Origin of the sequence: Herbaspirillum sp. LeCh32-8 (genome assembly GCF_017814915.1) — a bacterium.
GTDB lineage: Bacteria > Pseudomonadota > Gammaproteobacteria > Burkholderiales > Burkholderiaceae_D > Herbaspirillum.
This window is the reverse complement of sequence record NZ_JAGIPZ010000006.1, coordinates 244,677-265,062: the sequence shown is the minus strand read 5'-3', so window position 1 is coordinate 265,062 and position 20,386 is coordinate 244,677. Positions and strand designations below refer to the sequence as shown.

Genomic DNA, 20,386 nt, shown 5'->3' with positions numbered 1-20,386 from the left:
TAGCGCTGCCGGGATTATTTCTTCAGCGATTGAGCGGCCTTGCGCGGACCCTTGCGAGTACGGGCGTTGGTGCGGGTGCGTTGACCACGGACCGGCAGACCACGACGGTGACGCAGGCCACGGTAGCAACCCAGGTCCATCAAACGCTTGATGTTCATGGACAGCTCACGGCGCAGGTCGCCTTCGACCACGAACTTGGCGATTTCGTCACGCAGCTTTTCCAGCTCGTTATCGTCCAGGTCCTTGACCTTCTTGTTGGTCGGAACGCCGGTTGCTGCGCAGATGTCTTCCGCGCGCGGACGGCCAATACCATAGATGGCGGTCAGGCCGATCACGGTGTGCTGATGGTTGGGGATGTTGACCCCTGCAATACGTGCCATTCGTTATTCCTCGATCAATAACGTTAATTAACCCTGGCGCTGCTTGTGGCGGGGTTCGGTGCAGATCACGCGAACGACGCCATGGCGCTTGATGATTTTGCAGTTGCGGCAGATCCGCTTGACTGATGCGAGCACTTTCATTGTGGCCCTCTTTCTTTCAATGTTTCACTGTTACTTGGTTCGGAACACGATACGTGCCCGGCTCAAATCGTAAGGCGTCAGTTCCACCGTTACCTTATCGCCTGGCAGGATGCGGATGTAGTTCATGCGCATCTTCCCGGAAATATGGCCGAGTACAACGTGACCGTTTTCCAACTTAACCCTGAATGTCGCATTGGGGAGATTTTCAAGAATCTCACCCTGCATCTGAATAACGTCGTCTTTTGCCATGCCGTATTCTTATCCTTGGGTGCCGATCCGCTTATCGCGGTGTCATGCCACCCTTGAAATTAGCCTTGCGGAGCAACGATTCGTACTGCTGCGACATTACATAATTTTGTACCTGGGCCATGAAATCCATCGTCACGACCACAATGATCAGCAGGGAGGTGCCACCAAAATAGAACGGCACTTTCCAACGTGCGATCAAGAACTCGGGCAGCAAGCACACCAGCGTGATGTACACGGCGCCGGCCAGAGTCAGACGCATCAGGATCTTGTCGATATAACGCGCCGTCTGGTCACCCGGACGGATACCCGGAACAAATGCACCACTCTTCTTCAGGTTGTCTGCCGTTTCCTTGCTGTTGAACACCAGCGCGGTATAGAAGAAACAGAAGAACACAATTGCAACCGCGTACAGCAGAGCATGGATCGGTTCGCCCGGCGCCATCGAAGCCGCCAGATCCTTCAGGAAACGAATGAAGGGATTCGACGTGTCACCCGACGTAAACCAGCTGGTGATCGTTGCCGGGAACAGGATGATCGACGATGCGAAGATCGGCGGAATCACGCCTGCCATGTTCAGCTTCAGCGGCAAGTGGCTGCTTTGGCCACCGTAGATCTTGTTACCGACCTGACGCTTGGCGTAGTTCACCAGGATCTTGCGCTGGCCGCGTTCAATGAACACCACCAGGAAGGTCACCAGCGCCACGATCACGCAAATCAGGATCGCCGACAGCGCGCTCATCGAACCGGTGCGAACCAATTCAAACAAACCGCCCAGTGCGTTCGGCAGACCTGCAGCAATACCGGCGAAGATGATGATCGAGATGCCGTTGCCCAAACCACGTTCGGTAATCTGCTCACCCAGCCACATCAGGAACATCGTGCCGGTGATCAGCGTCACCACCGTCGTCAGACGGAAGGCCAGACCCGGATCCAGAACCAAACCTGCTTGCGACTCCAGCGCCACCGCGATGCCAAGCGCCTGGAAGGTCGCCAGCACCAGGGTGCCGTAGCGGGTGTACTGGGTAATCTTGCGACGACCTGCTTCACCCTCTTTCTTCAACGCCTCCAGCTGCGGCGAAACCACCGACAGCAGCTGCATGATGATCGATGCCGAGATATACGGCATGATCCCCAGTGCGAAGATCGTAAAGCGCGACAGAGCACCACCGGAGAACATGTTGAACATGCCCAGGATGCCGCCCTGATTCTGCTTGAACAGCTGCGCCAACTGCGTCGGATCAATACCCGGAACCGGGATATGTGCACCGATGCGATAAACGATCAACGCCCCCAGCAGGAACCACAAACGACCCCATGGGAAGCCTTTTGCGGCGCCTTTCGCTAATTGAGGAGTAGTTGCCAATTAATGCTCCGGGACCGGATCACTCAGCGACGGAACCGCCGGCAGCTTCGATAGCAGCCTTGGCACCGGCAGTTGCGATCAGACCCTTGACGGTCACCTTCTTGGTCAGCTCGCCGGCCTTGATGATGCGCACGACACGAGCCAGTTCCGACACCAGGCCGGCTTGCTTCAGTGCCAGCACGTCGATATCGGCGACGGGCAGCTTTTCCAGGTCGGACAGGCGCACTTCAGCCTTGAACGGGGTTGCCAGCGACTTGAAACCGCGCTTGGGCAGACGACGTTGCAGGGGCATCTGACCGCCTTCGAAGCCGACCTTGTGGAAGCCGCCCGAACGGGACTTTTGACCCTTGTGACCGCGGCCGGCAGTTTTGCCCAGGCCGGAGCCGATACCACGACCGACGCGACGCTTAGCGTGCTTCGCGCCTTCTGCGGGTTGGATTGTGTTTAATTGCATGATTCGCTCCGTTCGCAAGCAGATGCTTACGACACAACTTTCACAAGATAGGACACTTTGTTGATCATGCCGCGCACCGACGGGGTGTCTTCCAACACCGACACCGAGTTGACGCGACGCAGACCCAGACCACGCACGGTTGCGCGGTGATCCTGACGAGTACCGATCAGACCCTTGACCAGCTGAACTTTGATTGTGTTAGCCATCTGAATCACCTTAGCCCAGGATTTCTTCGACCGACTTGCCGCGCTTGGCAGCAATTTCAGCCGGAGTGTTCATCTTCGACAGGCCGTCCAAAGTGGCACGGACCATGTTGTAGGGGTTGGTCGAACCGGTCGACTTGGCCACCACGTTGGTCACGCCCATCACTTCGAAGATCGCGCGCATCGGACCGCCGGCGATCACGCCGGTACCATCCTTGGCGGGCGAGATCATGACCGACGAAGCGCCGTGCTTGCCGATGACGGTGTGCTGCACGGTACCGTTCTTCAGGGTGACCTTGATCAGCTTGCGACGTGCTTCTTCCATTGCCTTTTGCACGGCGACAGGCACTTCCTTCGACTTGCCCTTGCCCATGCCGATGCGGCCATCGCCGTCACCGACCACTGCCAGCGCTGCGAAACCCATGATACGGCCGCCCTTCACCACCTTGGTGACGCGGTTGACCGCAATCATTTTTTCGCGCATGCCGTCATCAGGCTTGTCGCTTTGCGTTTTCGATTGCATTTTTGCCATGATCGATATTCCTTAGAACTTCAGGCCGGCTTCACGCGCAGCCTCAGCCAGCGCCTTGACGCGGCCGTGATAACGGAAACCAGAGCGGTCGAATGCGACTTCGGTCACACCAGCCTTCAGTGCCTTTTCCGCAACGCGCTTGCCGATCAGGGCAGCAGCAGCGGCATTGCCGCCGTTGCCCGACTGAGCAGCCAGCTCGGCGCGCACTTCAGCTTCCAAGGTGGAAGCCGAAGCCAGCACGTTTGCATCGGGGCCGATGACGCTGGCGTAGATGTGCGTGTTGGTACGGTGCACGGCCAGACGATTGACCTTCAGTTCTGCGATCTTGGCGCGGGTCTGAGTCGCGCGGCGCAGGCGAGATTGTTTCTTATCCATCGTCAACCCCTATTACTTCTTCTTGGTTTCTTTGAGCGTCACCACTTCGTCAGCGTAGCGCACACCCTTGCCCTTATAGGGTTCAGGTTCACGGTACGCGCGAATTTCTGCGGCGACCTGGCCAACCACCTGGCGATCGATACCCTTGATCAGGATTTCGGTCTGAGTCGGGGTCTCAACCTTGATGCCGGCAGGCATCTGGTGAACGATGGGGTGCGAGAAGCCCAGCGACAGGTTCAGCTTGTCGCCTTGTGCTTGCGCACGGAAACCCACGCCGACCAGGTTCAGCTTCTTTTCGAAGCCCTTGGTGACGCCGTTGACCATGTTGTTGACCAGAGCACGCAGGGTGCCCGACATCGCATTGGCTTCGCGGCTGTCGTCAGCCACTTCGAAGCTCAGCGAGCCATTGTTGTTAGCCACCTTGACCAGCTTGGTCAGCGGCTGCGTCAGCGAGCCCAGCGGGCCCTTGACGGTGATTTGCTCTGCAGTGATGGTCGCTTCCGCGCCATTCGGCAGTGCAACAGGCATTTTACCTACACGAGACATCTTGCACTCCTTAGGCCACGTAGCAAATCACTTCGCCACCGACACCGGTTGCGCGTGCTTTGCGGTCAGTCATGACGCCGCGGGGGGTGGACACGATGGCCACGCCCAGACCGTTCATCACGTTAGGGATATCGTTCTTGCCCTTGTAGATGCGCAGACCCGGACGGGACACGCGCTCCAGGCGCTCGATAACCGGACGGCCGGCGTAATACTTCAAACCGATTTTCAGTTCAGCCTTGCCTTCAGCGTCGACAACGGCGAAATCTTCAATGTAACCCTCGTCCTTCAGGACGTTGGCAATGGCAACCTTCACTTTGGAAGACGGCATGGCGACGGAAGTCTTGTTCACGCCTTGCGCATTGCGGATACGGGTCAGCATATCGGCGATAGGATCGCTCATACTCATTGCTTCTTCTCCTATTACCAGCTAGCTTTGGTCAAACCCGGAATCTCGCCGCGCATGGCGATTTCACGGACCTTGATACGGCCCAATCCGAACTTGCGGAAAGTACCACGGGGACGGCCAGTCAGAGCGCAACGGTTGCGCTGACGGGTCGGAGCGGAGTTACGCGGCAGAGCCTGCAGCTTCAGGCGTGCTTCGTAACGCTCTTCTTCCGACTTCGATTGGTCGTCGATAATAGCCTTCAACTCGGCGCGCTTGCCGGCGTACTTCTTCACCATCGCGGCGCGCTTCTGTTCACGGTTAATCAGTGCCAGTTTTGCCATGGCATCCTCAGTTTCTGAACGGGAATTTAAATGCGGCGAGAAGCGCCTTCGCTTCGTCGTCGGTCTTCGCAGTCGTGGTGATGCTGATGTTCATGCCACGCAGTGCATCGATCTTGTCGTACTCGATTTCGGGGAAGATGATCTGCTCTTTCACACCGATGTTGTAGTTGCCACGACCATCGAACGAACGACCCGACACGCCACGGAAGTCACGCACGCGCGGCAGGGCCACGGTGATGAAGCGATCCAGGAATTCGTACATACGGGCGCCGCGCAGGGTCACCATGCAGCCGATCGGATAGCCTTCGCGGATCTTGAAACCTGCGATAGCCTTACGGGCCTTGGTCACCACCGGCTTTTGACCAGCGATCTTGGTCAGATCGCCAACGGCGTGCTCGATGATCTTCTTGTCCGCAACTGCTTCCGACAGACCCATGTTCAGGGTGATCTTCAGGATGCGCGGAACTTCCATCACCGACTTGTACGAATACTTCGCAGTCAAATCGGCGACGACTTTATCTTTATAAAACTGTTGAAGACGTGCCATGATGTTTAAACCTTAACGACTTCGCCGCTGGACTTGTAAGCGCGGACCTTCTTGCCGTCCACTTCCTTGTAAGCCACGCGATCTGCCTTGCCGGTAGCTGCGTTGAACAACGCAACGTTCGACACATGAATTGGCATCAGCTTATCGACGATGCCGCCAGTTGCACCAGTCATCGGGTTCGGACGGGTCGCTTTCTTAGCGACGTTCACGCCTTCCACAACAACATAATCGGTGCCGACGCGAGCAGTCACGACACCGCGCTTGCCCTTGTCTTTACCGGTCAACACGATGACTTCATCGTTTTTACGAATCTTTGCCATGACCACTCCTTACAGAACTTCAGGCGCCAGGGAGACGATCTTCATGAAGCGTTCCGTACGCAGCTCACGAGTCACCGGCCCAAAGATACGGGTGCCGATCGGCTCCAGCTTAGCGTTCAGCAGGACGGCTGCATTACCATCGAACTTGACCAGCGAACCATCCTGACGACGCACGCCCTTGGCGGTACGAACGACGACAGCGTTATAAATTTCACCCTTCTTGACGCGACCACGCGGGGCAGCGCTTTTGACAGTAACCTTGATCACATCGCCAATGCCGGCATAGCGGCGCTTGGAACCACCCAAGACCTTGATGCACAGGACTTCGCGCGCACCAGTGTTGTCGGCTACTTCGAGCCGGCTTTCAGTTTGAATCATGATATTTTCTTTCCCAACTTAATCCGCTTCGCACGATGCGCTGGCGGTCAGTCTTGGTCCTGTTAGCAAGCGAGCTCGCTAGTTAGGGGACGAATAGCTACTTTTTTTGCCTTTCCTTACTCACAGAACGCAAGAAGGAAAGAGCTCGATATTATGGCAGCATAATATCGAGCGCGCAAGTACTACAGTATTACTTAGACGATCTGTGCTTCTTGTACCACACGAGTCACAGTCCAAGACTTGGTCTTGGAGATCGGACGGCTTTCCTGGATTTCCACCACGTCGCCGGCCTTCGCCGTATTTTGCTCATCGTGCGCGTGGTACTTCTTGGTGCGCTTGATGATCTTGCCGTACAGCGGGTGCTTCATTTGACGCTCGATTTCGACAGTGACGGTCTTATCCATCTTGTCCGACACAACCTTGCCAATCAGCGTGCGCTGGAGCGCTTGTTTCACTTGATCGTTCATTGTTGGCCATCCTTCGAGTTGATCACAGTTTTCACACGTGCGATGTCGCGACGTACCTTCTTCAGCTGTGCGGTATTGTTCAATTGCTGAGTTGCAATTTGCATACGCAGGCTGAACTGGGCCTTCAACAACTCACCCAGTTCTTTTTGCAGCGCAGCTTGGTCCTTACCGCGGAGTTCAGATGCTTTCATGTTCCGCTCCTAATTATTGACCGACTTGGCGGACAACGAAAGTGGTCGCCAGCGGCAATTTGGCGGCTGCCAAACGGAACGCCTCGCGCGCCAGGGTCTCGTCCACACCGTCCATCTCGTACAGTACCTTACCCGGCTGAATTTCAGCCACGTAGTACTCCGGGCTACCCTTACCATTACCCATACGCACTTCAGCAGGCTTCTGGGAAATTGGCTTGTCCGGGAAAACGCGGATCCAGATACGACCACCGCGCTTGATGTGACGGGTCATCGCACGACGTGCAGCTTCGATCTGACGTGCGGTGATACGGCCACGGCCGACCGCCTTCAGACCAAAGTCGCCGAACGACACAGCGGTACCGCGGGTGTGCGAAATACCGGTGTTACGACCTTTTTGCTCTTTACGATATTTTCTACGTGCTGGTTGCAGCATGATTATTCTCCTGCTTTCTCAGCCGACACACCGGCATCGGCAGCTTGAGGACGGCCACCACGCTTCGCACCGGCGCCAGCGGCACCAGGCTTGGAGCGGGGACGTGCACCCGGCTTGCCGTCGTCACGACGCGGACCACGACGCTTCTTGTCGTCTTCCGGCTCGCCGACCAGCACCGGGGATTCGCCGTTTGCCAGGCGATCGCCCTTGTAGACCCACACCTTCACACCGATGATGCCGTAGGTGGTTTCAGCTTCGCCGAAACCGTAGTCGATATCGGCGCGCAGGGTGTGCAGAGGCACACGACCTTCACGGTACCATTCGGTACGTGCGATTTCGATGCCGTTCAGACGGCCCGACGACATGATCTTGATGCCTTGAGCGCCCAGACGCATTGCGTTCTGCATCGCACGCTTCATGGCGCGACGGAACATGATGCGCTTTTCGAGCTGCTGGCAGATCGAATCGGCGATCAGCTGAGCATCGGCTTCCGGCTTGCGGATTTCTTCGATGTTGACGTGCACGGGCACGCCCATCAGCTTGGCCAGTGCGGACTTCAGCACTTCGATGTCTTCGCCCTTCTTGCCGATCACAACGCCCGGACGGGAGCTGTAAATGGTGATGCGGGCGTTCTTGGCCGGGCGCTCGATCACGACGCGACCAACCGAAGCGTTCTTCAGCTTCTTCTTCAGGTAAGCACGGACCTTCAGGTCCTCATTGAGCATGTCGGCAAAGTTGTTATTGCCGGCATACCAACGCGAGCCCCAGTTACGTGTAACCGCCAGACGGAAACCGGTTGGATGAATCTTCTGTCCCATCGTGACTCCTTAGTTTCCGACGGTCACGTAGATGTGACACGACTGCTTGGAAATACGATCACCACGGCCCTTTGCACGCGCTGTGAAGCGCTTCAGGACCGCACCCTTTTCCACATAAATGGTCTTGACTTTCAGCTCGTCAATGTCAGCGCCATCGTTGTGTTCGGCGTTCGCGATTGCGGACTCCAGAACCTTCTTGATGATCGCCGCGCCCTTTTTGGGGCTGAAGGCCAAGATATTCAGTGCCTGATCAACTTTTTTACCGCGGATCAGGTCTGCAACCAGGCGACCCTTCTGGGCCGACAGGTGCACACCGCGCAGGTTAGCTTTAGTTTCCATCATAGGACCTTATTTCTTAGCCTTCTTATCGGCAGCGTGACCCTTGAAAGTACGGGTCAGCGCGAATTCGCCGAGCTTGTGACCAACCATGTTTTCCGACACATAGACCGGCACGTGTGCCTTGCCATTGTGCACGGCGATCGTCAGGCCGATGAAGTCCGGCATGATGGTCGAACGACGCGACCAGGTCTTGATCGGCTTCTTGTCCTTGGTTGCCTGAGCAGCCTCAACCTTTTTCACCAGGTGGGCGTCGCAGAAAGGACCTTTTTTCAATGAACGTGTCATGTTTTATCCCTTATTTCTTACCGCGACGCGAGACAATCATCGAAGTCGTACGCTTGTTGCTACGAGTCTTCTTGCCCTTGGTCTGCTGGCCCCACGGCGAAACCGGGTGACGGCCAGCCGCAGTCTTACCTTCACCACCACCGTGCGGGTGGTCGACCGGGTTCATGACCACGCCACGAACGGTCGGGCGGATACCGCGCCAACGAGTCGCACCGGCCTTACCGATCTTGCGCAGGTTGTGCTCGCCGTTACCGACTTCACCGATGGTTGCGCGGCATTCGATGTGAACGCGACGCACTTCACCGGAGCGCAGACGAACCTGAGCGTAGGTGCCTTCACGCGCCATCAGCACCACAGCGGCGCCGGCGGTACGTGCGATCTGGGCGCCCTTGCCCGGCAGCATTTCCACGCAGTGGATAGTGGTACCCACGGGAATGTTGCGGATCGGCAGGGTGTTACCCGACTTGATCGGCGCTTCGGAGCCGCTGATCAGTTGATCGCCAACGGTCAGGCCCTTGGGAGCGATGATGTACTTACGCTCGCCGTCCGCGTAGCACAGCAGTGCGATGTGCGCGGTACGGTTCGGGTCGTATTCGATACGCTCGACCTTGGCAGGGATGCCATCCTTGTTGCGACGGAAATCGACAACGCGGTAGTGCTGCTTGTGACCACCGCCGATGTGACGGGTGGTGATGTGACCGTTGTTGTTGCGGCCAGCGGTCTTGGACTTCTTTTCGACCAGCGATGCCAGCGGACGGCCCTTGTACAGGTCGGGATTAACGACCTTGACCATGCCGCGCCGACCGGGCGAGGTCGGCTTCACTTTTACGAGTGCCATTATTTAGCCTCCTCGGTGAAGTTGATTTCTTGACCCGGCTTCAGGCTGACGAATGCACGGCGGGTGTGGTTGCGACGACCCATACCGTTCTTCGAGCGCTTTTGCTTGCCCTGACGGTTGGCGACTTGCACCGCTTCCACTTCCACCTTGAACAGCAGTTCGACGGCGGCCTTGACTTCCAGCTTGGTTGCATCCTTGGCGACCAGGAAGACGACTTGCTCGTTCTTCTCGGCCACGAAGGTTGCCTTTTCGGAGATGACCGGTGCCAGCAGCACCTTCATCAGGCGCTCTTCGCTATGTTTCACGATTGCGTTCATGCCAGCAACTCCTCAATCTTTGCCAGTGCAGGCTTGGTGATCAAGACGTTCTTGAAGTACACCAGCGACACGGGATCAGCTTGACGCGGCTCAACCACCAGCACGCCCGGCAGATTGCGCGATGCGAGCAGCAGCTTTTCGTCCAGGCTGTCGGTAATAACCAGCACCGAATCCATGCCCATGCCCTTCAGCTTTTGGGCCAGCAGCTTGGTCTTCGGGGCTTCAACGGCGAACTCTTCGACGACCGACAAGCGGCCTTCACGAGCCAACTGAGACAGGATCGAGCAGACACCTGCGCGATACATCTTCTTGTTGACCTTGTGGGTGAAGTTTTCGTCAGGCGAGTTCGGGAAGATACGACCACCACCGCGCCACAGAGGCGACGAGGACATACCGGCGCGAGCGCGGCCAGTACCCTTTTGACGCCACGGCTTCTTCGTGGTGTGACTGACTTCTTCACGGTCTTTTTGCTTGCGGTTGCCGCTGCGAGCGTTTGCTTGGTAAGCAACCACGACCTGGTGAATCAGTGCTTCATTGTAGTCACGACCGAAAATGGTATCCGGTGCAGCGACGTTCGAAGCAGCTTGACCTTGGTCATTCAGGAGCTTCAGTTCCATTATTGGGCTCCCTTCTTCGCTTTGACTTTGACTGCCGGCGAGACGATCACTTGACCGTTCTTGGCGCCGGGAACGGCACCCTTCACCAGCAGCAGCTGACGTTCTGCGTCGACACGAGCGATCTCCAGGTTTTGCACGGTAGTCGTGACATCACCCAGGTGACCGGTCATGCGCTTGCCAGGGAACACGCGGCCCGGATCCTGCGCCATACCGATGGAGCCAGGAACATTGTGCGAGCGGGAGTTACCGTGGGTCGCGCGACCCGACGAGAAGTTGTAACGTTTGATGGTACCGGCGTAGCCCTTACCAATCGACACGCCTTGCACGTCGACCTTTTGGCCGGCTTCAAACAGGGCGATGCCAACGGCGTCGCCTGCCTTGAATTCGGCAGCCTTGGCGGCGTCAACACGGAATTCTTTGAGAACGGTACCAGCTTCAACGCCAGCTTTGGCGTAGTGGCCGGCAGCGGCTTTGGTCACGCGGGAAGCGCGACGTTGACCGAAGGTCACCTGAACAGCGGAATAACCATCCACTTCAGGCGTTTTGATTTGTGTCACGCGGTTGTTGGACACGTCCAGCACGGTCACAGGGATCGAATCCCCATCTTCCGTGAAGATGCGCATCATACCAACCTTGCGACCAACAAGGCCCAGGCTCATTGTTTTCTCCATTCCCGCCTGCGATTGGGCGGGGCTGATGTTCGTACTACCAATAATTGCGGGCCTTGCAGACGCAAAACCCACATCGAAGCCGAGCATTATAGCCCGGAATAAAAAAGCGCACAACCAAGGGTTGTGCGCTTTTCCAACACATTGCCTACTTTTATTGCAGCTTGATTTCTACGTCAACGCCAGCGGGCAGGTCCAGCTTCATCAGTGCATCAACCGTCTTGTCGGTCGGATCGACGATGTCCATCAGACGCTGATGGGTACGGATTTCGAACTGGTCGCGCGAGGTCTTGTTGACGTGCGGCGAACGCAGAACGTCGAAACGCTGGATGCGGGTCGGCAGGGGAACCGGACCCTTGACGACAGCGCCGGTGCGCTTGGCGGTGTCAACGATTTCCAGTGCGGACTGGTCGATCAGACGATAGTCGAAAGCTTTCAGACGGATACGGATTTTTTGGCTAGGAACCGACATGATTTTCCTTTAAAGAGCGAACCGGGGATGAGGATCATCCCCGGCGATGGTGAAAAAATTACTGGTATTGCGATTCGACGATTAGTCGAAGATCTTGGCGACGACGCCGGCGCCGACGGTACGACCGCCTTCACGGATAGCGAAACGCAGACCTTCTTCCATAGCGATCGGGTTGATCAGCTTCACGGTGATCGACACGTTGTCGCCCGGCATGACCATTTCCTTGCCTTCCGGCAGTTCGATCGCGCCAGTCACGTCAGTCGTACGGAAGTAGAACTGCGGACGGTAGTTGTTGAAGAACGGGGTGTGACGGCCGCCTTCGTCCTTCGACAGAACATAGATCTCGCCGGTGAAGTGCTTGTGCGGCTTGATCGAACCCGGCTTGGCCAGAACCTGACCACGCTGGACGTCTTCACGCTTGGTGCCGCGCAGCAGCACGCCAACGTTGTCGCCTGCTTGACCTTGGTCCAGCAGCTTGCGGAACATTTCCACGCCGGTGCAGGTGGTCTTCTGGGTGTCAGCGATACCGACGATTTCGATTTCTTCGCCGACCTTGATCACGCCGCGTTCAACGCGACCGGTCACCACGGTGCCGCGACCCGAGATCGAGAACACGTCTTCCACCGGCATCAGGAAGGTACCGTCAACAGCACGTTCCGGGGTCGGGATGTAGGTGTCCAGCGCTTCGGCCAGGGCCATGATCGCTTGCTCGCCCAGGGGACCGGTGTCGCCTTCCAGCGCCAGCTTGGCCGAACCCTTCACGATGGGCAGGTCGTCACCAGGGAACTCGTACTTCGACAGCAGTTCACGGACTTCCATTTCCACCAGTTCCAGCAGCTCAGCGTCGTCCACCATGTCAGCCTTGTTCAGGAAGACGATGATGTAAGGAACGCCAACCTGACGCGACAGCAGGATGTGTTCGCGGGTCTGGGGCATCGGGCCGTCAGCGGCCGAGCACACCAAGATCGCGCCGTCCATCTGCGCTGCGCCGGTGATCATGTTCTTGACGTAGTCGGCGTGGCCGGGGCAGTCAACGTGGGCGTAGTGACGGTTTGCGGTTTCGTATTCGACGTGCGCGGTGTTGATGGTGATGCCGCGAGCCTTTTCTTCAGGCGCTGCGTCGATCTGGTCGTAGGCCTTCGCTTCGCCGCCGAACTTCTTCGACAGAACGGTTGCGATTGCTGCAGTCAGCGTGGTCTTGCCATGGTCAACGTGGCCGATCGTGCCAACGTTCACGTGCGGCTTGGTCCGCTCGAATTTACCTTTTGCCATTTTCTCTATCCTTCAAAAGAACGATTTGTTCAATATCAACTAGTTTCAGCCCGCCCCACACGGGACGGGCCGTATTTCGCAAGCTTACTTGGCCTTCGAAGTGACGATCGCGTCGATCACGTTCTTCGGTGCTTCGGAGTAGTGCTTGAATTCCATCGAGTAGGTTGCGCGGCCTTGAGTTGCCGAACGCAGCGTGGTCGAGTAACCGAACATTTCCGACAGCGGCACTTCTGCCTTGATGATCTTGCCGCCACCGCCGGCGATTTCATCCATGCCTTGCACCATACCGCGGCGGGACGACAGGTCGCCCATCACGGTACCGGCGTAGTCTTCCGGGGTTTCCACTTCCACAGCCATCATCGGCTCCAGAATGACCGGGCTGGCGCGACGGCAGCCGTCCTTGAAGGCCATCGAACCGGCCATGCGGAAGGCGTTTTCGTTCGAGTCAACGTCGTGGTACGAACCGAAGAACAGGGTGACCTTGACGTCCACCACCGGGTAGCCGGCCAGCACGCCGGTGTTCAGGGTTTCGCGCACGCCCTTTTCAACTGCAGGGATGAATTCGCGAGGAACGGTACCGCCCTTGATCGCGTCGACGAACTCGAAGCCCTTGCCGGCTTCTTGCGGTTCGATCTTCAGAACCACGTGACCGTACTGACCACGACCGCCCGACTGCTTGACGAACTTGCCTTCGGACTCTTCGCAGGTCTTGCGGATGGTTTCGCGGTACGCCACCTGCGGCTTGCCGACGGTCGCTTCCACGTTGAACTCACGCTTCATGCGGTCGACGATGATGTCCAGGTGCAGCTCTCCCATACCGGCGATGATGGTCTGGCCCGATTCTTCGTCGGTACGCACGCGGAACGACGGATCTTCTGCTGCCAGGCGGTTCAGGGCCAGGCCCATCTTTTCTTGGTCGGCCTTGGTCTTCGGCTCGACGGCCTGCGAGATCACCGGCTCAGGGAAGACCATGCGCTCCAGCACGACCACGGACTTGTCGTCGCACAGGGTGTCGCCGGTGGTGGTGTCCTTCAGACCCACGACGGCGGCGATGTCGCCTGCCAGCATTTCCTTGATTTCTTCGCGCTGGTTGGCGTGCATCTGCACGATACGGCCGATACGTTCCTTCTTCGACTTCACCGAGTTCAGCACGGTGTCGCCCGAATTCAGGGTGCCCGAGTAGCAGCGGATGAAGCACAGCTGGCCGACGAACGGGTCGGTTGCGATCTTGAATGCCAGGGCGGAGAACTTCTCGTCGTCCTTGGCTTCACGCACGACCGGCGCATCATCTTCATCCAGACCCGGAACCGGCGGAATATCGACCGGCGACGGCAGGTATTCGATCACGCCGTCCAGCATCGCTTGCACGCCCTTGTTCTTGAAGGCGGTGCCGCACATCATCGGGACGATTTCGCCGGCGATGGTGCGTTGACGAATAGCAGCCTTGATGTCGGCTTCGCTCAGGTCGCCGTCTTCCAGGTACTTGTTCATCAGTTCTTCCGATGCTTCAGCAGCGGTTTCGACCAGGTTTTCACGCCACTTCTGCGAGTCAGCCTTCAGGTGCTCGGGGATGTCGCGGTAGTCGAACTTCATGCCCTGGGAAGCGTCGTCCCAGTAGATTGCGCGCATCTTGACCAGGTCGATCACGCCTTCGAAGTTTTCTTCGGCGCCGATAGGCACTTGCATCGGGATCGGGTTGGCCTTCAGGCGAGCACGCATTTGCTCGTAGACCTTGAAGAAGTTCGCGCCGGTACGGTCCATCTTGTTGACGAACGCCAGACGGGGAACCTTGTACTTGTTGGCTTGGCGCCACACGGTTTCGGACTGCGGCTGCACGCCGCCGACTGCACAGTAAACCATGCAAGCGCCGTCCAGAACGCGCATCGAACGCTCAACTTCAATGGTGAAGTCAACGTGGCCCGGGGTATCGATGATGTTGATGTGGTGAGCCGGGAAGTTGTTCGCCATGCCCTTCCAGAAGCAGGTGGTTGCCGCGGAAGTGATGGTGATGCCGCGCTCTTGCTCCTGCTCCATCCAGTCCATGGTGGCGGCGCCATCGTGCACTTCACCGATCTTGTGGTTCACGCCGGTGTAGAACAGGACGCGTTCGGTGGTGGTGGTCTTGCCAGCATCGATGTGGGCGGAAATACCGATGTTACGGTAGCGCTCAATGGGGGTCTTGCGAGCCATGATTTATTCCTAAGTCTTTAATGCACGAAACCGAGCGTCATTTTTTTCAAATAAACGCTCGGCTCGAACCAATTCAGATATAGACGAAGCCCCTGCCGATGCGACCAGGGCTTCATCCTGTCTTTGTTAGAAGCGGAAGTGCGAGAACGCCTTGTTCGCTTCTGCCATACGGTGCACTTCGTCACGCTTCTTCATTGCACCGCCGCGGCCTTCGGCGGCTTCCATCAGCTCGCCACCCAGACGTTGCGGCATGGACTTCTCGCTGCGCTTGTTGGCAGCTTCACGCAGCCAGCGCATCGACAGCGCCATACGACGAACCGGACGCACTTCGACCGGCACCTGGTAGTTGGCGCCGCCAACGCGACGCGACTTCACTTCCACCATCGGCTTGCAGTTGGCCAGGGCGGCAGCGAACACTTCCAGCGGGTCCTTGCCGGACTTTTGCTGGATGTGATCGAAGGCGCCGTAGATGATGTTTTCGGCGACAGACTTCTTGCCGGACAGCATCAGCACGTTCACAAACTTGGCGACATCAACATTGCCGAACTTCGGATCCGGCAGAATTTCACGCTTGGGTACTTCACGACGACGTGGCATTTCGATTCCTTTCAATCTTCAGTTGAGTGGGCGAACCCTGATTCAACTTCGCCTGCACTCGCGGAGAGCCATCATGGCTTCCACTTACTCGGCCCATCCGGACCGACACTTTTCATCAGGCGACAAGCGCCATGATAAAGACCAATTATTACTTCTTCGCTGCCTTGGCGCGCTTGGCACCGTACTTCGAGCGAGCTTGCTTACGATCCTTGACGCCCTGGGTATCCAGTGCACCGCGAACCATGTGGTAACGCACACCCGGCAAGTCCTTCACACGGCCGCCGCGGATCAGCACGACGCTGTGTTCTTGCAGGTTGTGGCCTTCACCGCCGATGTACGAAATGACTTCGAAACCGTTGGTCAGGCGCACCTTGGCGACCTTACGCAGCGCGGAGTTCGGCTTCTTCGGGGTGGTGGTGTACACGCGAGTGCAAACACCACGCTTTTGCGGGCTGTTCTCCAGCGCCGGCGATTTGCTCTTCACGGTCTCGCGGACACGTGGGTTGCTAATCAATTGATTGATGGTTGGCATCGTTTTAATCCAACAAAGTACGACATTGAAAACAGATTCCGGAAACGGTTGCCCGGAACCACACAGAAAACTTTCACGCGAGAAACCGCGCGCTTCGATTTAAGACCGGAGAGGAATAGGCGTCGCAGAAGCGAAAGATCAGACCAAAGAACGCATAAGCCCGGGCGAGCCTAAAATCGAGAACTCGCGAGTATATGCCTCAAAAACAGCCCGGTCAACCTGGACCGGGCTTTTGGGGCTGAAATGGCCTTCCTGAGGCCATTTTGCGACGTTTACCGCATTGCCACGGAGACACTATTGGCAGACTGGAAATTTAGCCGCGCGGCAAGGCGCCCACGATATTGCGCCAGAGCACCGTTTCCTCCTGCCCGCGCTCGCGGCGCGAGAAGAAGTTGACGATCATGTTGCCGCGGGCGTCATAGAACTCGACCGACGTCACCACGCCATGGTCGGTCGGCCGGCGCACCACCCAACCGTGGTCCACTGCCGCCTGTCGCAGGTGGAGATTGAAATCCGGGTCGAGCACGTTGTACCACTCGCCGGAGCTCGAGGTCTTTTCGATGGGCCCGCTGTAGATCTGCGTCATGCCGCGGTTGCTGACGAACACCATGATGGGCTGCTGACGGGTGCGCGCCTGCTCGATCAGCGCCTGCGCCGCCTGCGGCTGGATGCGCCAGGCCGATTCGGCGCCGATCAGTTGCAATGCCTGCTCGCGGGTGAGCTTGAGCTCGCGCAGCAGGCGCGGGAACTGGTGCACATCGGTCAACTCATGCCACGACAGGCGCAGCTCCTTGATGTCTTCCTCGGACGGCTTCGGATTGGCGATCACCGGGCCGGGAGCCGGTGCCGGCTCCACCGTCAACGCGGTGTTCTGCACGCTCATCCTGAAATCGGCAACCAGCTTGTCGAAGGCGGCGACGTGCTCCTCATTGTCGAGATAGACCTTGTGCACGGCGTCGCCATGGCGGTCAAAGAATTGCAGGCTGTGGCTGGTCTTGCCGGCGCGCCCAGGCTGCACCACGGCAAAGGCGCTGGCCCACTGCCCCGTCGAAAAGCGCAGATCGATCGGCCCGCCGGCGAATCCGGTGCCCGGACGCGCGCGCCCTTCGGCGTCCCGCTGCGCAGGCGTGACAACGCCGGCGCGCTCCAGCACAACGTTGTCGTTACGGGTGATGGCCTTGATCCGGCCCAGCTCAGGCAAGCGCTCGAAGATGGCCTTGAAATTCTGCTCGCCGTCGTTCAGACGCACAGCCTGGCGACCCACCTCGGTGGCGACCAGCTGGGCTTCCGACACGCCCAGTTTTTGCGCGGCGTCGCGCGGATGTACCTTGGGCTCTGCGGTGCGCAACTGCGCCCAGCGCTCGGCCAGCGGCTGCTGCGAGGCGCAGCCGGCGGCCAGCATGGCGGCGGCCAATGCAATGGCGGTCGTGGCCGCGCGCAGCGTCCTGCTCTTGCTGTGTTGCTTGTTCATGTGTGCTTCCTTTCAGGTCTTGGCGTTGCAATGGAAACGGCCGCGCCTCCACCGGCGCGCAGGCGCGGCCGGTGGCGGATCAGTATTCGAACTTCATGCTCACGTTGAAGCTGCGGCCCGGCTCGGTGTAGGCATCCTTGTTGACCGCGCTGTCGGCCAGCGACAAGCCGCGGATGTCGGTCCAGCTCCAGTACTTCTTGTCGAACAGATTGCGGATGCCTGCGTACAAGATCATGTTCTTGTTGAAGCGGTAGCCGCCCGACAGGTCCATCACGAAGAAGGACGGCGAAACGAAGTTGGTCGAGGTCGGGATGTCCCCCTTCTTCTTGGCCGCGTTATAGACCATGTCGGTCTGCACGAACCACACCTTGGTCGGCTCATAGCGCACGCCGGTCACCACCGACAGTGGCGCCACCGATTCCAAGCCCTGCTCGACGCCGTTGTTGGTGGTTGTGCCCTTGGTCCAGGCAAAGCCGCCCTTGACGCTCACGCCGTTGTCCATCTGCCAGTCCACGCGTCCCTCGAAGCCGTGGATCTCGGCCTTGTAGGCATTGCGGTACTGGAAGATGGTCGGGTTGGCCACGGTCAGGTTGCCGCCCACGGTCACCAGGTCGATGAAGTTGCGGTAGCTGCCCTTGTAGGCGGCCGCGCTGTAGCGCAGCGCGCCCTCGCCGGCGGGCAGCTTGCCGCGCAGGCCGAGTTCGAAGGTATTGCTGGTCTCCGGCTTCAGATCAGGATTGGAGATCTGCTTGTAGACGGTGTTGTTGAAGAAGGAATTGACCTCCTGTGGCGAGGGAGAACGGAAGCCGCGCGCGTACTGGATGTAGGGGATGAACGCCGGCGTGACCTCATACAGGAACGCCAGGCGCGGCGAGAACGCGCTGTCCTTGCTCGACGCTGCCGGCTGGCCGCTGGCCACGGCCTGCGCATCGTACTTGGCGCTGGCCTGGGGCTTGAGATCGTAGGCGTCGTAGCGCAGGCCGGCGATGGTGGTCAGCGCGCCGGTGCGCATTTCATCCTGCACGTAGGCGCCCAGCGAGGTGTACTCGGTCTTGGGGAAGTATTCGCAGTACTGGGTGCCGGTACACGTGGTCCAGCCGGTGCCGTTGGCGTTCACCTTCAGCGTCGACACGCTGAGGTCGAGGCCGTAGACCAGCTTGTGACGCCACCATTGCGGCCCGAAGTTGCTCTCGGCCAGCAGGTTGCCGCCGACCACCTGGTCGCTGTACCAGACCTCGCGGAAGCGCGGGCGGGCCGGCGACGTGGTGGTGCCGCCTTCGAAGGTGTACTGATTGGTGTCGGCGTCGCGGTAGTACACGTTGGCCTTGAATTTTTGCAGCCACGGATGCTCGGGATCCACGTGCTCATAGCCCAAGACGACGCGATTGCTCTTGGCCTTGCTGCTGGTCTGGTAGCTGGTGATGCCGCTGCCCAGGGCAGAGAGGCTGTCGCCGCTGTCGCGCTGCTCGGTGTTTTCCAGCGTCAGCTTGAATGTGTCCAGGCCGTTGGGCTTGAACACCAGCTTGCCCAGTGCCGAGCGGTTGGTGTAACTCATTGGATCCGGCGTGGTGCGCGCGCTGCCGGTGACGTTGTTGCTGCCCTTGTTGTCGGCTTCGTGGCCGTGACGCGCATTCAGGATCAGCATGCCCTGCCACTGTTCGCCGCCCCATGCGGCGCTGGCGGTGCCGCCGTAGCTGCGGTCGCCCGAGTCGTAGGAAGGCTTGAAGGAGAAATAGGTGCTCTTGCCGAACACCTTCAGCAGATCCTGCGGATCCTTGGTGATGAAGTTGACCGCGCCGGTCATACCGTCGCTGCCATACAGCGATGACGCCGGGCCACGCAGCACTTCGATGCGCTGGTACAGCTCGGTGTCGGTGTAAGCGCCGCGGCCGACGCTGGCCACGCCCTGGCTGAAGGCGCGCGGCATGGCGATACCGTCTTCCAGCATCAGCACGCGGTTGCCGTCCAGCCCGCGGATGGTGATGCCCTCGTTGCCGCCGCGCCCGGTGGTCGCCGATGCACCGGTGATGCCGGACATGCGGTAGACGTTGCGACGCACTTCAACGCCCGGCTCATAGCGCAGCGCATCCTTGATGTCGCGCGCGTTGTGCTCTTCGATGTCCTCGGAGGTAATCACCGACACTGTGGCCGCCGCGTGATCGAGATCAGTGCTGCCCGAGCGGTTGGCCGTGACGACCACGTCCTGCAGCCGCTTGCCGGCAGTCGCTTTGGATGTCTCGCTGTCGGAGGCCTGCGCGAGATTGATGGAATCATTGGCCGTCTGCGCGAAAGCGTTCGCGCAGGGCCACTGCTGCAGCGCCAACAACATGGCCGCTGCAAATGTCGATTTGCATGGAAACACTGGTAACCACCCCTTCTATGGATCGGTTACTAGCGTCGGCTGGCTACCTCGATGTTGAATCCTCCTTGCGCGTTGTGGCGACGGCAACGCAATTCACCGCTCCCCGGAGCGGAATACGAAGCCTGAGCGCGCAAGTCGGGACGTGATAATTATTTTTTTGAGGCAACTCAAATGAGAATAATTATTATTTGAAGATGATAAGAGATTGCGCGAATTTAGGCAATCCCGACTTGATCCTGCTCGCATATGACGGGTATGCGCACAGCACTGATAGGTGCCGTGTGATGCCTTGCAATAGCCGGC

Annotated in this window: 31 protein-coding genes; all 31 read right to left on the bottom strand. The window is 58.6% G+C overall.

Features of this window, described 5'->3' with window-relative positions:
- Positions 1 to 14 precede the first annotated feature (14 nt).
- The 31 genes from rpsM to J8I26_RS13280 all read right to left on the bottom strand — a co-directional run bounded on the left by rpsM (position 15) and on the right by J8I26_RS13280 (position 20,050).
- Positions 15 to 380 carry a 30S ribosomal protein S13 gene (rpsM, locus tag J8I26_RS13430; protein WP_196872240.1) on the bottom strand — a complete coding sequence of 122 codons (366 nt, stop codon included), beginning with the start codon at positions 378 to 380 and terminating at the stop codon, positions 15 to 17.
- Positions 381 to 407: 27 nt separating this feature from the next.
- Positions 408 to 521: a 50S ribosomal protein L36 gene (rpmJ, locus tag J8I26_RS13425; RefSeq protein ID WP_209607595.1), complete on the bottom strand. Its 114-nt coding sequence runs from the start codon at positions 519 to 521 to the stop codon at positions 408 to 410.
- A 30-nt stretch (positions 522 to 551) separates the two neighbouring features.
- Positions 552 to 770, bottom strand: coding sequence for a translation initiation factor IF-1 (gene infA, locus J8I26_RS13420; protein WP_005663428.1), 219 nt, complete (start codon positions 768 to 770; stop codon positions 552 to 554).
- A gap of 31 nt (positions 771 to 801) precedes the next feature.
- A complete protein-coding gene (gene secY, locus J8I26_RS13415; RefSeq protein ID WP_209607594.1) occupies positions 802 to 2,133 on the bottom strand; it encodes a preprotein translocase subunit SecY in 1,332 nt (443 codons plus the stop codon).
- 19 nt (positions 2,134 to 2,152) lie between these two features.
- A complete protein-coding gene (gene rplO, locus J8I26_RS13410; protein ID WP_209607593.1) occupies positions 2,153 to 2,587 on the bottom strand; it encodes a 50S ribosomal protein L15 in 435 nt (144 codons plus the stop codon).
- A 26-nt stretch (positions 2,588 to 2,613) separates the two neighbouring features.
- The gene (rpmD, locus tag J8I26_RS13405) at positions 2,614 to 2,793 is read right to left on the bottom strand and encodes a 50S ribosomal protein L30 (protein WP_209607592.1); all 180 of its coding nucleotides are present in this window, start codon (positions 2,791 to 2,793) and stop codon (positions 2,614 to 2,616) included.
- Positions 2,794 to 2,803: 10 nt separating this feature from the next.
- The gene (gene rpsE, locus J8I26_RS13400) at positions 2,804 to 3,322 is read right to left on the bottom strand and encodes a 30S ribosomal protein S5 (RefSeq protein ID WP_006464917.1); all 519 of its coding nucleotides are present in this window, start codon (positions 3,320 to 3,322) and stop codon (positions 2,804 to 2,806) included.
- A gap of 12 nt (positions 3,323 to 3,334) precedes the next feature.
- Complete coding sequence (gene rplR / locus J8I26_RS13395) at positions 3,335 to 3,697, bottom strand: 50S ribosomal protein L18 (RefSeq protein WP_209607591.1); 363 nt, start codon at positions 3,695 to 3,697, stop codon at positions 3,335 to 3,337.
- Positions 3,698 to 3,709: 12 nt separating this feature from the next.
- On the bottom strand, positions 3,710 to 4,243 hold the full coding sequence (gene rplF, locus J8I26_RS13390) for a 50S ribosomal protein L6 (protein WP_209607590.1): 534 nt from the start codon (positions 4,241 to 4,243) through the stop codon (positions 3,710 to 3,712).
- Between the two features lie 10 nt (positions 4,244 to 4,253).
- A complete protein-coding gene (gene rpsH / locus J8I26_RS13385; RefSeq protein ID WP_209607589.1) occupies positions 4,254 to 4,649 on the bottom strand; it encodes a 30S ribosomal protein S8 in 396 nt (131 codons plus the stop codon).
- Between the two features lie 14 nt (positions 4,650 to 4,663).
- Positions 4,664 to 4,969 (bottom strand): 30S ribosomal protein S14, encoded by a 306-nt coding sequence (gene rpsN / locus J8I26_RS13380; protein ID WP_209607588.1) that lies wholly within the window; start codon positions 4,967 to 4,969, stop codon positions 4,664 to 4,666.
- A 7-nt stretch (positions 4,970 to 4,976) separates the two neighbouring features.
- A complete protein-coding gene (gene rplE / locus J8I26_RS13375) occupies positions 4,977 to 5,516 on the bottom strand; it encodes a 50S ribosomal protein L5 (protein WP_209607587.1) in 540 nt (179 codons plus the stop codon).
- 5 nt (positions 5,517 to 5,521) lie between these two features.
- Positions 5,522 to 5,836: a 50S ribosomal protein L24 gene (gene rplX / locus J8I26_RS13370; protein WP_079217274.1), complete on the bottom strand. Its 315-nt coding sequence runs from the start codon at positions 5,834 to 5,836 to the stop codon at positions 5,522 to 5,524.
- Positions 5,837 to 5,845: 9 nt separating this feature from the next.
- A complete protein-coding gene (rplN, locus tag J8I26_RS13365; protein WP_006464924.1) occupies positions 5,846 to 6,214 on the bottom strand; it encodes a 50S ribosomal protein L14 in 369 nt (122 codons plus the stop codon).
- Positions 6,215 to 6,408: 194 nt separating this feature from the next.
- Positions 6,409 to 6,681, bottom strand: a complete 273-nt coding sequence (gene rpsQ / locus J8I26_RS13360) for a 30S ribosomal protein S17 (RefSeq protein ID WP_209607586.1) — start codon at positions 6,679 to 6,681, stop codon at positions 6,409 to 6,411.
- Positions 6,678 to 6,872: a 50S ribosomal protein L29 gene (gene rpmC / locus J8I26_RS13355; protein WP_209607585.1), complete on the bottom strand. Its 195-nt coding sequence runs from the start codon at positions 6,870 to 6,872 to the stop codon at positions 6,678 to 6,680. Before rpmC ends, rpsQ begins: the two co-directional genes overlap by 4 nt.
- A 13-nt stretch (positions 6,873 to 6,885) precedes the next feature.
- Positions 6,886 to 7,305: a 50S ribosomal protein L16 gene (gene rplP / locus J8I26_RS13350; RefSeq protein ID WP_209607584.1), complete on the bottom strand. Its 420-nt coding sequence runs from the start codon at positions 7,303 to 7,305 to the stop codon at positions 6,886 to 6,888.
- Between the two features lie 2 nt (positions 7,306 to 7,307).
- Entirely contained in the window at positions 7,308 to 8,123 is an 816-nt protein-coding gene (gene rpsC / locus J8I26_RS13345; protein ID WP_209607583.1) for a 30S ribosomal protein S3, read from the bottom strand.
- 9 nt (positions 8,124 to 8,132) lie between these two features.
- Positions 8,133 to 8,465, bottom strand: a complete 333-nt coding sequence (gene rplV, locus J8I26_RS13340) for a 50S ribosomal protein L22 (protein WP_175354815.1) — start codon at positions 8,463 to 8,465, stop codon at positions 8,133 to 8,135.
- 6 nt (positions 8,466 to 8,471) lie between these two features.
- Positions 8,472 to 8,747, bottom strand: a complete 276-nt coding sequence (rpsS, locus tag J8I26_RS13335) for a 30S ribosomal protein S19 (protein ID WP_006464930.1) — start codon at positions 8,745 to 8,747, stop codon at positions 8,472 to 8,474.
- Between the two features lie 10 nt (positions 8,748 to 8,757).
- Positions 8,758 to 9,585 carry a 50S ribosomal protein L2 gene (gene rplB / locus J8I26_RS13330; protein WP_209607582.1) on the bottom strand — a complete coding sequence of 276 codons (828 nt, stop codon included), beginning with the start codon at positions 9,583 to 9,585 and terminating at the stop codon, positions 8,758 to 8,760.
- The gene (gene rplW / locus J8I26_RS13325) at positions 9,585 to 9,902 is read right to left on the bottom strand and encodes a 50S ribosomal protein L23 (protein WP_209607581.1); all 318 of its coding nucleotides are present in this window, start codon (positions 9,900 to 9,902) and stop codon (positions 9,585 to 9,587) included. The genes rplB and rplW overlap by 1 nt, the downstream gene beginning before the upstream one ends.
- Positions 9,899 to 10,519: a 50S ribosomal protein L4 gene (gene rplD / locus J8I26_RS13320; protein ID WP_209607580.1), complete on the bottom strand. Its 621-nt coding sequence runs from the start codon at positions 10,517 to 10,519 to the stop codon at positions 9,899 to 9,901. The genes rplW and rplD overlap by 4 nt, the downstream gene beginning before the upstream one ends.
- Complete coding sequence (rplC, locus tag J8I26_RS13315) at positions 10,519 to 11,178, bottom strand: 50S ribosomal protein L3 (protein ID WP_209607579.1); 660 nt, start codon at positions 11,176 to 11,178, stop codon at positions 10,519 to 10,521. Before rplC ends, rplD begins: the two co-directional genes overlap by 1 nt.
- Before the next feature lie 163 nt (positions 11,179 to 11,341).
- Positions 11,342 to 11,659 carry a 30S ribosomal protein S10 gene (gene rpsJ / locus J8I26_RS13310; protein ID WP_006464935.1) on the bottom strand — a complete coding sequence of 106 codons (318 nt, stop codon included), beginning with the start codon at positions 11,657 to 11,659 and terminating at the stop codon, positions 11,342 to 11,344.
- An 81-nt stretch (positions 11,660 to 11,740) separates the two neighbouring features.
- Positions 11,741 to 12,931, bottom strand: a complete 1,191-nt coding sequence (tuf, locus tag J8I26_RS13305; RefSeq protein WP_209607568.1) for an elongation factor Tu — start codon at positions 12,929 to 12,931, stop codon at positions 11,741 to 11,743.
- A gap of 84 nt (positions 12,932 to 13,015) precedes the next feature.
- On the bottom strand, positions 13,016 to 15,121 hold the full coding sequence (gene fusA, locus J8I26_RS13300) for an elongation factor G (protein ID WP_209607578.1): 2,106 nt from the start codon (positions 15,119 to 15,121) through the stop codon (positions 13,016 to 13,018).
- Positions 15,122 to 15,247: 126 nt separating this feature from the next.
- Positions 15,248 to 15,718 (bottom strand): 30S ribosomal protein S7, encoded by a 471-nt coding sequence (gene rpsG / locus J8I26_RS13295; protein ID WP_079217283.1) that lies wholly within the window; start codon positions 15,716 to 15,718, stop codon positions 15,248 to 15,250.
- A 148-nt stretch (positions 15,719 to 15,866) separates the two neighbouring features.
- Positions 15,867 to 16,250: a 30S ribosomal protein S12 gene (rpsL, locus tag J8I26_RS13290; protein WP_209607577.1), complete on the bottom strand. Its 384-nt coding sequence runs from the start codon at positions 16,248 to 16,250 to the stop codon at positions 15,867 to 15,869.
- A gap of 313 nt (positions 16,251 to 16,563) precedes the next feature.
- On the bottom strand, positions 16,564 to 17,721 hold the full coding sequence (locus J8I26_RS13285; protein ID WP_209607576.1) for a ChuX/HutX family heme-like substrate-binding protein: 1,158 nt from the start codon (positions 17,719 to 17,721) through the stop codon (positions 16,564 to 16,566).
- A 79-nt stretch (positions 17,722 to 17,800) separates the two neighbouring features.
- Positions 17,801 to 20,050: a TonB-dependent hemoglobin/transferrin/lactoferrin family receptor gene (locus J8I26_RS13280; RefSeq protein WP_209607575.1), complete on the bottom strand. Its 2,250-nt coding sequence runs from the start codon at positions 20,048 to 20,050 to the stop codon at positions 17,801 to 17,803.
- Positions 20,051 to 20,386: the final 336 nt, after the last annotated feature.